At 66.5% G+C, this 12,507-nt stretch carries 11 protein-coding genes; 6 read left to right on the top strand and 5 right to left on the bottom strand.

The genetic code is table 11. The features are described 5' to 3' along the window. Positions 1-67 precede the first annotated feature (67 nt). Positions 68-1,639: an ABC transporter substrate-binding protein gene (locus ACQR1E_RS28365; protein ID WP_315716288.1), complete on the top strand. Its 1,572-nt coding sequence runs from the start codon at positions 68-70 to the stop codon at positions 1,637-1,639. An 81-nt stretch (positions 1,640-1,720) separates the two neighbouring features. Here the strand turns inward: ACQR1E_RS28365 and ACQR1E_RS28360 are convergent, their stop codons facing one another. The 5 genes from ACQR1E_RS28360 to ACQR1E_RS28340 form a co-directional block, all read right to left on the bottom strand. Beyond that, positions 1,721-2,689, bottom strand: coding sequence for an NAD(P)H-dependent flavin oxidoreductase (locus ACQR1E_RS28360; RefSeq protein WP_315716289.1), 969 nt, complete (start codon positions 2,687-2,689; stop codon positions 1,721-1,723). Positions 2,690-2,832: 143 nt separating this feature from the next. After that, entirely contained in the window at positions 2,833-3,462 is a 630-nt protein-coding gene (locus tag ACQR1E_RS28355) for a hypothetical protein (protein ID WP_434897843.1), read from the bottom strand. After that, positions 3,462-4,043, bottom strand: coding sequence for a YqaA family protein (locus ACQR1E_RS28350; protein ID WP_315716459.1), 582 nt, complete (start codon positions 4,041-4,043; stop codon positions 3,462-3,464). Before ACQR1E_RS28350 ends, ACQR1E_RS28355 begins: the two co-directional genes overlap by 1 nt. Positions 4,044-4,112: 69 nt before the next feature. After that, positions 4,113-4,514 carry a phosphoribosyl-ATP diphosphatase gene (gene hisE / locus ACQR1E_RS28345; RefSeq protein WP_315716291.1) on the bottom strand — a complete coding sequence of 134 codons (402 nt, stop codon included), beginning with the start codon at positions 4,512-4,514 and terminating at the stop codon, positions 4,113-4,115. Between the two features lie 105 nt (positions 4,515-4,619). Next, positions 4,620-5,021, bottom strand: coding sequence for a hypothetical protein (locus ACQR1E_RS28340; protein ID WP_315716292.1), 402 nt, complete (start codon positions 5,019-5,021; stop codon positions 4,620-4,622). A gap of 276 nt (positions 5,022-5,297) precedes the next feature. Here ACQR1E_RS28340 and ACQR1E_RS28335 point away from each other — a divergent pair, with 276 nt between their 5' ends. The 5 genes from ACQR1E_RS28335 to ACQR1E_RS28315 all read left to right on the top strand — a co-directional run bounded on the left by ACQR1E_RS28335 (position 5,298) and on the right by ACQR1E_RS28315 (position 12,331). Beyond that, entirely contained in the window at positions 5,298-6,353 is a 1,056-nt protein-coding gene (locus ACQR1E_RS28335) for an ABC transporter substrate-binding protein (RefSeq protein ID WP_315751428.1), read from the top strand. An 85-nt stretch (positions 6,354-6,438) separates the two neighbouring features. Continuing rightward, the gene (locus ACQR1E_RS28330; protein ID WP_316170784.1) at positions 6,439-8,229 is read left to right on the top strand and encodes a glucan ABC transporter ATP-binding protein/ permease; all 1,791 of its coding nucleotides are present in this window, start codon (positions 6,439-6,441) and stop codon (positions 8,227-8,229) included. Positions 8,230-8,402: 173 nt separating this feature from the next. Further along, a complete protein-coding gene (locus ACQR1E_RS28325) occupies positions 8,403-9,818 on the top strand; it encodes a D-alanyl-D-alanine carboxypeptidase family protein (protein WP_434897842.1) in 1,416 nt (471 codons plus the stop codon). Between the two features lie 191 nt (positions 9,819-10,009). Further along, the gene (locus ACQR1E_RS28320; RefSeq protein WP_316170782.1) at positions 10,010-11,701 is read left to right on the top strand and encodes a long-chain fatty acid--CoA ligase; all 1,692 of its coding nucleotides are present in this window, start codon (positions 10,010-10,012) and stop codon (positions 11,699-11,701) included. Between the two features lie 144 nt (positions 11,702-11,845). After that, positions 11,846-12,331, top strand: coding sequence for a peroxiredoxin (locus ACQR1E_RS28315; protein WP_315716297.1), 486 nt, complete (start codon positions 11,846-11,848; stop codon positions 12,329-12,331). Positions 12,332-12,507 lie beyond the last annotated feature (176 nt).

Raw genomic sequence — 12,507 nt, 5'->3', positions numbered from 1 at the left:
CGTCGCAGACACGGCGTCAATTCACCAGGCGGAAGACCTGGATGGGGTCCAAAGTGGGATAGTGGCAATGAACTTTCGTTGTAGCGTGTTCTTGGTTGCGGCATTGCTCGCAACGCCCGCCAGCGCGGCGGGCACCAATGCGGATGTGGTGCGTAATCTTGCGAGCCGGGTCGGGCCGATCGTGGGAGCAGCATCCGCCTGTCAGGCGATCGACCAGGGCCGCGTTCAGGCCATTGTCGACAAGTTTCGCGAGGTGATCCGGGAGGCCTCCACCGGCGGCTCGGATCGTGACGAGCTCACCCGCGTCTTCAACGGCTACGTCGCCGATGGACGCAACCGCGTCGGGGCGGCTCAGACCGACTGTAACTCCGCGGGCCGCCAGCTCGCCGAGCTCGAGCGCTCGCTCGGGCAAAGCGCGCCGAGCCAGACCGCCACCAGCCTCGCCGGGGTGATCGCCCCGTCCGCGGCCGTGGCTGCGACGGCACCGACCGCGACGCTGCCGCCGGCGTCCACCTCCAACGTCCAGGGCGTCACCGCCAACGAGATCCGCTTCGGCATCGCCGCTCCGTTCTCGGGCGCTGCCAAGGAGCTCGGCCGGCAGATGAAGATGGGCATCGAGGCCGCCTTCAACCGCGCCAACGACGCCGGCGGCATCGCCGGGCGCTCGCTGCGGCTCTATTCGGCCGACGACGGCTACGAGCCGTCGCGGACGCTGGACGCGATGAAGCAGCTCTACGAGAAGGACAAGGTGTTCGGCTTCGTCGGCAATGTCGGTACCCCGACGTCTGCCGTGGCGATGCCCTACGCCCTGCAGCGCCGCGTGCTGTTCTACGGCGCGTTCACCGGCGCCAACCTCCTGCGCAACGATCCGCCGGATCGGTACGTGTTCAACTATCGCGCCAGCTACGCCGAAGAGACCGACACCGTCGTTCGCTATCTGGTCAAGCTGCGCCGCCTGCCGGCCAAGGACATCGCCGTGTTCGCGCAGCAGGACGCCTATGGTGATGCCGGCTTCTCCGGTGTGGCCAAGGCCTTCCGCTCGCTCGGCCTTGCCGACACGTCCATCTTGCGCCTCAACTACAAGCGCAACACGGTCGATGTGGACGACGCGGTCAACCAGCTGCGGGCGTTGAAGAACCCGCCCAAGGCGATCGTCATGGTCGCAACCTATCGCGCCGCCGCGAAGTTCATCGAGAAGACGCGCGATCTGTTCCCGCACATGATCTACACCAACGTCTCCTTCGTGGGCTCGACCGAGCTCTCGGACGAGCTGATGCTGCTCGGCCCGCGCTATGCCAGCGGCGTCATCGTCACCCAGGTGGTGCCGGCCGTCGGCGGCTATTCGAGCGCCGTGCTCGAATACAAGAGCGCGCTCGAGAAGTACTTCCCGGGCGAGGCACCGTCCTACGTGTCGTTCGAAGGCTACGTCTCGGCCAACGTGCTGGTCCAGGCGCTGCGCCGGGTCGGCCCGCAGCTCGACACCGAGGCGCTGATCGACACGCTGGAGAACATGCGTGACATCGATCTCGGTCTCGGCGCCAAGCTCGGCTTCGGCCGCGCCGAACACCAGGCCTCGCACAAGATCTGGGGCACGGCGCTCGACGAGCGCGGCAAGTTCCAGGCGATCGAGCTGGAATAGCCCGCCCGCTTGTTGCGACCTCAACAAAAAAGCGCGACAGCCCTGGCTGCCGCGCTTTTCTTTTGTCCGTCGCGGAGCCGCTTAGAGCGGCGGATCGATTGCCTCGTCATATTCCTTCTTGAAGCGCGCGATCAGCTCGGCGGCGGGCAGCACGTCCTTGATGGCGCCGATGCCCTGCCCTGAGCCCCAGATCTCCTTCCATGCCTTCGGCTTGGCGCGCTCGCCCGAGGCATCGGTGCCGAAGCTCATCTTCGACGGATCGGAGGTCGGGAGATTGTCCGGATCGAGGCCGGCGGCGACGATCGACGGCTTCAAATAGTTGCCGTGCACGCCGGTGAACAGGTTCGAATAGACGATGTCGTCGGCGCCCGAGCTGGTGATCATCTGCTTGTAGCCTTCGACCGCATTCGCCTCCTTGGTGGCGATGAAGGCCGAGCCGATATAGGCGAAGTCGGCGCCGAGCACGCGCGCGGCACGGATGGCGCGGCCGTTCCCGATCGCGCCCGACAGCGCGATCGGGCCATCGAACCAGCTCCGCGTCTCCGCCACGAAGGCAAACGGCGAGATCGTGCCGGCATGTCCACCGGCGCCCGCCGCGACCAGGATCAAGCCGTCGGCGCCCTTCTCGATCGCCTTGTGCGCGAAGGTCTGGTTGATGACGTCGTGGAAGACGATGCCGCCCCAGCCATGCGCCGCCCGGTTCAGCTCCTCGCGCGCGCCGAGCGAGGTGATCATCATCGGCACCTTGTACTTCTCGCACAGCGCGAGATCCTGCTCGAGCCGGTTGTTGGAACGGTGCACGATCTGGTTGACGGCGAACGGCGCCGACGGGCGTTCCGGATGCGCCCGGTCATAGGCGGCGAGCTCCTCCGTGATGCGCGCCAGCCATTCGTCGAGCAGCGCGGCCGGCCGCGCGTTGAGCGCCGGAAACGAACCGACCACGCCGGCCTTGCACTGCGCGATCACCAGGTCGGGCACGGAGATGATGAACAGCGGCGAGCCGATCACCGGGATCGTCAGGCGGCCCTTGAACAAGGCGGGCATGGACATGGATGGGAATTCCTCTTGCGTTGAAATGCGGAAACACTCGTGATCGCGAGCATGCCCGACATCATGCCGTGATGGCAATTCGCTCGCAGAGGGACCGGAAAAGCCGGACCAGGGTCTTGCGTTGAGACGCTGGCGTGCCGGCGTCATTGGCAGAGCGCCGAGGTCACGTAGGTGTCCGTCCGGCAATCGCCCGGCTTGCGCTCGCGACCGGGGATCAGCACCCGCGCCGAGCAGGTCTCCGCAGAATCGGTGTTGAGGCTCTTGCCTTCCTTGTAACCCTTGCCCTGGCACAACCGGTCGGCGCCGAGCTTGCAATCCGGCGTGCCGTTGGCGGCGATCGGGCAGACCGAGCGGCCGGAGATCATGCTCGAGGGCTGGGCGAGGCGCGACAAGGTCTCGCCGGTCTCCTTCAGCACGTCGGCGCCGCCCTTCGGCGCGACCGGGCCACCGGGCTGCACCGGTGTCGCAGCGGGCTGATCCGCGGCAGCGCCGGTGGGATCGCTGCCGGCCGCCGGCGGCTCGGCGCGGGCATCGCCCGAAGGCTTCAGCGGAATGATCGACATCTTCTCGAACAGCTTGCCGAGCTCCTCCACCAGACCCGGACTGGAGGGCGGCGCAGGCTGGACGGCAGGCGCCTGCTGCGGTGGCTGTTGCGTCGCTTCTCGCAGCCCCAAGGAAGGCGTCGTTTGCGCCCATGCTGCGGCGGCGGAGAGAACCGAGACGACGGCGAGCAGCGCCGCGCCTGCCCCCAGCCCCGGGCGCAGCGGCCGCATCAGATCAGCTTCACGGCGATGACGAATCCGGCCACCAGCACGGCCGCGCCGATCGCCACCCACAGGCCGAGATGCTTCTCGATGCGCACCCTGATCCATTCGCCATAGCGGTTGAGCAATATCGCGGCGATGAAGAAGCGGCCGCCGCGCGCGATGATCGAGCAGACGACGAACAGAAAGAGATTGTAGCCGGCGAAGCCCGACGTGATCGTGACCAGCTTGTAGGGAATCGGCGTCAATCCCTTCACCAGGATGATGACGGCGCCCCACTCGGCGTAGGAGGCACGGAACGCCTCGACCTTGTCGCCGAGGCCGTAGAGCTGGATCAGCCAATGGCCGAGGGAGTCGTAGAGCAGCGCGCCGATGGCATAACCGACCAGGCCGCCCGCCACCGAGGCCGCGGTGCAGACGCCGGCGAACAGCCACGCCCGCTGCGGCTTCGCCAGCGACATCGGGATCAGCATCACATCCGGTGGCACCGGAAAGAACGAGCTTTCGGCGAAGGCAACCGCGGCCATGATCCACATGGCATGCGGCTTGTGGGCGGCGTCGATACACCAGTCGTAGATCCGTCTGAGCATGCTGGCGATGAAGCAAACCGGGCAGGATTTGTCCATGGCCCATATGTCGGCCCGAATCGGACCGCCACACTAGTGCCGCTTGCGGATGGTCCGGCTTTCGGCCGCGACGATCGGTCGCCCCGCCACCCGTCCGGGCGCGGCCTTGGCGACCTTCACCGGCGATTTCGGCAGCTTCTCGGCGATGCCGAGCATCAGCTCGCGCCGTTCCATCTCGCGCCAGACGTCCTCGGGCTGGACATCGAGCTCGGCCCACAGCACGGCCAGATTGTAGATCAGGTCGGCGCTTTCGCGCACCACGGCCTGGGCGTCGCCGCCGACGGCATCGATCGCAACCTCGATCGCCTCCTCGGCGAGCTTCTTGGCCATCTTGGCCGTGCCCTGCTGCATCAGCTTGGCCGTGCGCGATCGCGCGGGGTCGAGATCCCTGGCCGCCAGGACAGCGCGATAGAGCCGATCGATCGAATCAGTCATCTCGCCACAATAGTTAAATTCGATGGTCCGCATATTAACGTTCGCGGCAGGCAAGAAAAAATCCGCCGGCACGGCGGCCGGCGGATCGTTTCGTCCGATCTCACATCACCAATGCGGGTGATGGTAATAGCCGCCACCGTAATAGGGGCCGCCGCCGTAATACTGATAGCGCGGTCCGTAGCCATAATAGGCCGGCCGGCCATAGTAATAGTTGTCCTCGTAGTAGGAGCGGCGGTTCTGCGTCGCCGCGATGGCAAGTCCGGTGCCGACGATCCCGGCGAACGCCGCCGCAGCCGCCGCGCCACCATTGCCGCGATAGTGGCGCCGGCGCGCGCTGACATCGGTCAGGCCGCCATCATTGGCCGTCTTGGCGACGACGCCCTTCTCGGCCGGCGCGGAGCCGGCAAAGGCGAGTGTCGGCTGCACGGCCGTCAAAGTCACCGCGGCCACCGTCGCCAGGACGGTAGCACGGCCAAAGCGTGAAAAACTTCCGCGCTGTGCGATCATGTGGATCCTCCGTACGATCTAATCTCGGGTACCAACTCGCGAACTGCGCCCACAGTTCCCCTCGCGAAACCCGGAGTCGAAGCCGCAAATCGCCGCAGGCCTTGCTCATGGACCGTTCACATTCGATCCGACATGATCAGGCACCGCCGGCCCCGAGCGGCAGCGACACCGCGACGCTGTCACGAAATTGACATCTCGATCCCGCGATGGCCGGCGAACTGATTAGAATACCGGCGTGACAAGACCGGTACGGCCTGCGAATACCGGCGTGACATGATGCGCATGCGACGACCCGTCACCCTGCTTGCCTTGGCGCTCCTCGCCGCCTTCGTCGTGCCCTCATGCCTGTCGAGAGAGGAAGCCGCAGCGGAGGAGCCGAAACGTCCGGTCGCCGTCATGTTCGCGCTGGATCGGCCGCTCGATGGCAGCATGGCGCCACTGGTCCTCGCCGCCAGCCGCGGGCTGTTCGCCACCGAGGGCGTGACCGTCACCATCACCACGGCCAAGGGCTCTCCCGATGCGATCGCGCGGGTGGCCTCCGGCGAGACCGACATGGCGCTCGCCGACATCAACGAGCTGATCCGCTATCGCGACGCGTCGAACAGCCAGCCGGTCAAGGCCGTGTTCGTGCTGTTCAACAGGGCGCCTTATGCGATCATCGCGCGCAGGAGTCGCGGCATCAACGGGCTCGGCGACATCGAAGGCAAGACGCTCGGCGTCGCCGAGGGCGATCTCTCGATCCGGCTGTGGCCGGCGGTCGTGAGGCACAACCATCTCAGGCCCGAGACCATCAAGCTGTCGCGCGTTGGCGCGGCCGTGCGCGAGCCGATCCTGTCCGCCGGCCAGGTCGATGCCGTCAGCGGCTTCTCGTATCTCTCGGCGATCAATCTGCGCGACCGCGGCGTGCCCGCCGCCGATCTCGCGGTGCTGCGCTTCGCTGATTATGGCTGCGAGGCCTATGGCCATGCGGTGATCGTCAATCCCGGCTTTGCGGCCAAGCAGCCGGCGGCGGTGAAGGGCTTCCTGCGCGCGCTGACATCGGGGCTCCAGCTTGCCATCAAGGACCCTGCCGGCGCGATCGCCGACGTGGTGAGCCGGATGGATGACGGCTCCCGCGAGCTCGAGCTGCAGCGACTGCAGAGCGTGCTCGTCGACAACGTGCTGACGCCGGACGTCCGCCGCGATGGCATCGGCAGCATCGAGCCCGCCCGGTTCGAGCGGGCCCTCGACCAGCTCGCGGAGGACGGCAAATTCCACCACAAGCGTCCGCAACCCGCCGACATCTTCGACGACAGCTTCCTGCCGCCCGCCGACAGCCGGCTCGTCAACTGAGCGCTCGCCGCGGCGGCCGTTCCCTTGCTAACATGGTGCCGCGCGCCCAGCGCTGATTCCAACTGCCGACACGAAGCGCCCCGCCATGTCCCTGCTCCGCATCTATGCCCGCGTGCTCCATCTGCTCGGAAAGGAGGCGCGGCTCGGCTGGTTTCTCGCGATCGCCAACCTGGCGCTGGCGGTGGCGCAGTTCGCCGACCCGGTGCTGTTCGGACGCATTGTCGACTCGCTCTCCGGCAAGGCCTCGGCCAGCACCGCCTGGCCGCTGCTCGCGGCCTGGGCCGGATTCGGCCTGTTCACGATTCTGGCCAGCGCCTGGGTCGCGCTGCAGGCCGACCGGCTGGCGCACCGGCAGCGCCATGCGGTGCTGACGAGCTATTTCGAGCACATTTTGCAGCTGCCGCTGACGTTCCATTCCGGCACCCATTCCGGCCGGCTGATGAAGGTGATGATCAACGGCACCGACGCGCTGTGGAAGCTGTGGCTGTCGTTCTTCCGCGAGCACTTCGCCGCGATCATGTCGGTGCTGGTGCTGCTGCCGCTGTCGCTCTATCTGAACTGGCGGCTCGCGATCCTCTTGTTCGTGCTGTGCGTCGTGTTCACCGTGCTGACGACCCTGGTCGTGCGCAAGACCTACGGCATGCAGAGCGAGGTCGAGGAGCATTACAGCGACCTGTCGGCGCGTGCCTCCGACGCGCTCGGCAACGTCGCGCTGGTGCAGAGCTTCGTGCGCATCGATGCCGAGGTGCAGGGCCTGCGCACCGTCGCCGGACAATTGCTGTCGGTGCAGATGCCGGTGCTCGGCTGGTGGGCGCTGGTGACGGTCATCACGCGTGCCTCGACCACCATCACCGTGCTCGCGATCTTCACACTCGGCATCGCCCTGCATCAGGCCGGGCTGACGTCGGTGGGCGAGATCGTGATGTTCGTGTCGTTCGCGACCATGCTGATCCAGAAGCTGGAGCAGGTCGTGTCCTTCATCAACAACGTGTTCATGGAGGCGCCCCGGCTGGCCGAGTTCTTCACCGTGCTCGATGCCGTGCCGGCCGTGCGCGACCGCCCCGACGCGATCGAGGTCGGCCGACTCTCGGGCCTGGTCGAATTCAACGATGTGTCGTTCTCCTACGACGGCAAGCGGCCGGCGGTGGAGGACCTCACTTTCACCGCGCTGCCCGGCCAAACCATCGCGCTGGTCGGCCCGACCGGCGCCGGCAAGTCGACGGCGATCGCGCTCCTGCATCGCGCCTTCGACCCGCAGTCGGGCTTCATCAAGATCGACGGCATGGATGTGCGCGGATTGAAGCTCGCGGCGCTGCGCCGGAACATCGGCGTCGTGTTCCAGGAGGCGCTCCTGTTCAACCGCTCGATCCGCGAGAACCTTTTGGTCGGCAAGCCCGACGCGACCGACGAGGAGTTGCGCACCGCCGCCGCGCGCGCCCAGGCGCTCGACTTCATCGATCGTGCCGACCAGGGTTTCGATACCAACGCGGGCGAGCGCGGCCGCATGCTGTCCGGTGGCGAGCGCCAGCGGCTCTCGATCGCGCGTGCCCTCTTGAAGGATCCACCGATCCTGATTCTCGACGAGGCGACCTCCGCGCTCGATGCCGTCACCGAGGCCAAGCTCAACGCGGCGCTCGACGAGGTGATGAGGGGACGCACGACCTTCGTGATCGCACACCGGCTCTCGACCATCCGCAACGCGACGCGAATCCTGGTGTTCGAGAACGGACGCGTGATCGAAAGCGGAACGTTCGATGAACTCGTCGCCAAGGGCGGCCACTTCGCGGAACTCGCGAAGGCCCAGTTCATGGTGCAGGAGAGCGCGCGCGCGACTCTCGCAGCGCCCGACAGCGACGGCACCATCGTCAAGACCTGATCGCGGGACGCTTTCATCGTGGAATTGAATGGCTGGCCTCTGTTCGCCAGCGTCGAGCCGGTATAGGTTCGCGGCCTGCCGCAACCAAAGCGGCGCCGGACACGCTTGAAACCCGAAAGCCCGCTTGCCCACCTCGCCGCGCGAGGCGGGTCTCAAAGGACCGGACCAGACCAGTGCAGACGCTTCGCCTGTTGTTCCGCTACGCCCCGATCAAGATCATCGCTCTCGCTGCCGCTCTCGTGCTCGCGCCGCGCTGGGCCCATGCCGAGGCGCTGCTGCTCGTCGAAGCCGACACCGGCAAGGTGCTGGAGGCGCAGAACGCGACCTATCCGTGGTATCCTGCATCGGTCACCAAGCTGATGACGGCCTATGTCACCTTGAAGGCGGTCAAGGACGGCAGGATCACGCTCGACACGCTGTTCACGGTCTCACCGACCGCGGCATCACAGTCGCCGTCGAAGATGGGCTATCGGCCCGGCACGCAGGTCACCGTCGACAACGCACTGAAGATGATGCTGGTGAAGTCCGCCAATGACATGGCGGTGGTCTTGGCCGAGGGCGTCGGCGGCTCCATCGACGGCTTCTCGGCGATGATGAACGACACCGCCCGCAAGCTCGGCATGACGCAGACCAGCTACGTGAATCCGAACGGACTGCCTGCCGACGGCCAGATCACCTCGGCGCGTGATCTCGCGATCCTGGCGCGCGCCATCATCCGCGATCTTCCGGAGTACGAATATTTCGTCCACATCCCGTCGATCCGCTACGGCCGCCGCGTGGTGCAGAACTTCAACAAGCTGATCGGGCGCTATCCCGGCGCCGACGGTTTCAAGACCGGCTTCATCTGCGCCTCCGGCTACAATCTCGTGGCGTCGGCGACCCGCAACGGCAAGCGCCTGATCGCGGTGGTGCTCGGCGCCTCCTCGGGACAGATGCGCGCCGTGCGCGCGATCCAGATGCTGGACCGCGGCTTCAACGGCAACCAGTTGAGCTGGCTGAAGTCGCCGCTGGGCACGGTCGATCAGCTGGCCCCCGTCGACGCGACGCCGCCCAACCTGCGCGACGACATGTGCAACGGCCGCCGCCACCGACCAGCCAGCGACGACGACGAGGACACCATTGCCGGTGCGGACGGCGAAGCGACCGGCGGCACCCTGCTCGCCGGCCTGCAGACGCCGACCGTGAAGCCGTCCGAGCTGCTGGCGGCGGCGCCCGCCCCGTCCGAGCCGGTGCTGGTCTACACCGGCCCGACGCGCACCGGCGCGGCGCTGATCGCCGCCGTCGCCGCCGATGCCGACGCGCAGACCGCGACCAAGCACCGCGGCAAGAAGGCGCATGCCGCCGCCCGGAAGGACGCCAAGGCGGCGACCCGGACCGCCGCCAAGACCGATGCGGATGCGAAGGCCGCTGCGAAGCCGCAGGCCAAGCCGGCTGAGGCCAAGCCGGGCGCGGCCCGCCACGTCGCCGCCAAGCACGAAGCCGGCGGAAAAACGGCGGAAAAAACCGGCTCCGACGCGCCCAAGCCCGCCAAACCCAAGGCTGCCGCAAAGCCGAAGACGGACGGCAAGCCCGCGCCGAAGGACGGCTGATCCCGCGCGGCGCATACGGCCGCAGCCAGCAATTGGCACGGACCCCCGGCCGAATCGCCCGTCCCCTCCCCTTTCGTCGCCGCGCCGGCCGCTTGCCTTGAACGGCCGGAAATTCGATATTGGCGCCGCCGGCCCGAGCGAGGCCGGCGGCTGCCGATAGACGAACAAGAGACGATCAGAGAGGAAGGGTCATGGAGCGCATCTGGCTCAAGCACTATCCGGCCGGCGTTCCCGCCGATATCGATCCGGGCAAATACCCGTCGCTCGTCGACCTGTTGGAAGAGAGCTTCAGGAAATTCGCCGATCGCCGGGCCTTCATCTGCATGGACAAGGCGATCAGCTATCGCGAGCTCGACGATATGTCGGTCGCGATGGGCGCTTATCTGCAGGGCCTGGGGCTGGCAAAGGGCGCGCGCGTCGCGCTGATGATGCCGAACGTGCTGCAATATCCGATCGCGATCTCCGCGGTGCTGCGCGCGGGCTACGCGGTCGTCAACGTCAACCCGCTCTACACGCCGCGCGAGCTCGAGCACCAGCTCAAGGATTCTGGCGCCGAGGCGATCATCGTGCTGGAGAACTTTGCCCACACGGTGCAGCAGGTGGTCGGCCACACCCAGGTCAAGCACATCGTCGTCGCCAGCATGGGCGACCTGCTCGGCTTCAAGGGCGTGATCGTCAACCTCGTCGTCCGCCGCCTGAAGAAGATGGTGCCGGCGTTCTCGCTGCCGGGCGCGGTCCCCTTCAACGATGCGCTCGCCGCCGGACGCGGCAAGCGCTTCCAGAAGCCCACCATCGGTCCGGACGACGTCGCCTTCCTGCAATATACCGGCGGCACCACCGGCGTCTCCAAGGGCGCCACGCTGCTCCACCGCAACGTCGTCGCCAACGTGCTGCAGAACGATGCGTGGCTGCAGCCGGTGATGGACAAGCCGCCGCATGTCGATCAGCTGCTGATCGTCTGCGCGCTGCCGCTCTACCACATCTTCGCGCTGACCTGCTGCTTCCTGCTCGCGGTGCGCGCGGGCGGCGCCAATCTCTTGATCCCCAATCCGCGCGACATCCCCGGCTTCATCAAGGAGCTCATGAAGTATCAGGTCACCACCTTCCCGGCCGTCAACACGCTCTACAACGGCCTGCTGCATCATCCTGACTTCCGCAAGATCGATTTCTCCAAGCTGAAGGTCTCCAACGGTGGCGGCATGGCCGTGCAGCGCCCGGTGGCCGAGCAGTGGAAGCAGGTGACGGGCTGCAGCATCGCCGAAGGCTACGGCCTGTCGGAGACCGCACCGGTGCTGACATGCAACGTGCCGACCTCGACGGAATTCACCGGCACCATCGGCCTGCCGCTGCCATCGACCTGGCTCTCGATCCGCGACGACGACGGCAACGAAGTGCCGCTGGGACAACCCGGCGAGATCTGCGCCAAGGGCCCGCAGGTGATGGCAGGCTACTGGAATCGTCCCGACGAGACCGCCAAGGTGATGACGGCGGACGGCTTCTTCCGCACCGGAGACGTCGGCGTCATGGCCGCGGACGGATCGGTCAAGATCGTGGACCGCAAGAAGGACATGATCCTGGTTTCCGGCTTCAACGTCTATCCGAACGAGGTCGAAGAGGTCATCGCGACCCATCCGGGCGTGCTGGAGACCGCCGTGATCGGGCTGCCGGACGAGAAGACCGGCGAGGTCGTCAAGGCGTTCGTGGTGAAGAAGGACCCCAACCTCACGTCCGAGGACATCATCAAGCACTGCCACGAGCAGCTCACGAACTACAAGGTGCCGAAGCAGATCGAGTTCAGGACCGAGCTGCCGAAGACCAATGTCGGCAAGATCCTGCGCCGCGAGCTGCGCGACGAGAAGAAGAAGCCGGCAGCAGCGGCCTGAGTCCATTGGCGCCGCAAGCCCCGGCGCGCGATGAGGGACGTGCGATGACGGATACGTGATCACGGCGGGCCGTTGCCGTTTCCGGCCCGCCGAATAGTGTAGCGCGCACCGCGCAAGACACATCCAGGGGAAGGAGTAACTCGAATGACCATCCAGGTTGGCGACAAGCTGCCGCAGGCCCAATTCCGCGTCATGACCGGCGAAGGCCCGCAGGTCAAAACCACCGACGACATCTTCAAGGGCAAGAAGGTCGCGCTGTTCGCGGTGCCCGGCGCCTACACCGGCACGTGCCACAAGATGCATCTGCCCAGCATCTTCCTCAATGCCTATGCGTTGAAGGACAAGGGCGTCGACACCATCGCGATCGTCTCGGTCAACGACGCCTTCGTCATGAACGCCTGGAAGCGCGACACCGACCAGCGCGACGAGGCCGTGTTCCTGGCCGACGGCAATGCCGAGTTCACCAAGGCGATCGGCATGGAGCTCGACGCCTCCGGCGCCGGCCTCGGCATCCGCTCCAAGCGCTATTCGATGCTGGTCGAGGACGGCGTGGTCAAGAAGCTGAACCTCGAAGCCGCGCCGGGCAAGGTCGAGGTCTCCGGCGGCGACACGCTGCTCGGGCAGCTGTAAAGCCGCGCCGGCCTCCGATACGAGGCACACCGCCTCCCGACTCACCAGTGTCATTCCCCGCGAAAGCGGGGAATCCAGTAAGCCTCGGCCTATCGCCAGAACACGACGGCCGGTGAGTGCTGGATCGCCCGGTCAAGCCGGGCGATGACGGTTGAATAATAAGACTAACGGGTGGG

Source organism: Bradyrhizobium sp. HKCCYLRH1030, assembly GCF_051168395.1.
Lineage (GTDB): Bacteria > Pseudomonadota > Alphaproteobacteria > Rhizobiales > Xanthobacteraceae > Bradyrhizobium.
This window is presented reverse-complemented; position numbering and strand designations above follow the sequence as displayed.

Coding starts and splice junctions, on each gene's coding strand:
- ACQR1E_RS28350 (WP_315716459.1), bottom strand. CDS start 4,043: ATGCTCAGACGGATCTACGACTGGTGTATCGACGCCGCCCACAAGCCG.
- hisE (WP_315716291.1), bottom strand. CDS start 4,514: ATGACTGATTCGATCGATCGGCTCTATCGCGCTGTCCTGGCGGCCAGG.
- ACQR1E_RS28330 (WP_316170784.1), top strand. CDS start 6,439: ATGTCCCTGCTCCGCATCTATGCCCGCGTGCTCCATCTGCTCGGAAAG.
- ACQR1E_RS28365 (WP_315716288.1), top strand. CDS start 68: ATGAACTTTCGTTGTAGCGTGTTCTTGGTTGCGGCATTGCTCGCAACG.
- ACQR1E_RS28315 (WP_315716297.1), top strand. CDS start 11,846: ATGACCATCCAGGTTGGCGACAAGCTGCCGCAGGCCCAATTCCGCGTC.
- ACQR1E_RS28335 (WP_315751428.1), top strand. CDS start 5,298: ATGCGCATGCGACGACCCGTCACCCTGCTTGCCTTGGCGCTCCTCGCC.
- ACQR1E_RS28355 (WP_434897843.1), bottom strand. CDS start 3,462: ATGCGGCCGCTGCGCCCGGGGCTGGGGGCAGGCGCGGCGCTGCTCGCC.
- ACQR1E_RS28360 (WP_315716289.1), bottom strand. CDS start 2,689: ATGTCCATGCCCGCCTTGTTCAAGGGCCGCCTGACGATCCCGGTGATC.
- ACQR1E_RS28320 (WP_316170782.1), top strand. CDS start 10,010: ATGGAGCGCATCTGGCTCAAGCACTATCCGGCCGGCGTTCCCGCCGAT.
- ACQR1E_RS28340 (WP_315716292.1), bottom strand. CDS start 5,021: ATGATCGCACAGCGCGGAAGTTTTTCACGCTTTGGCCGTGCTACCGTC.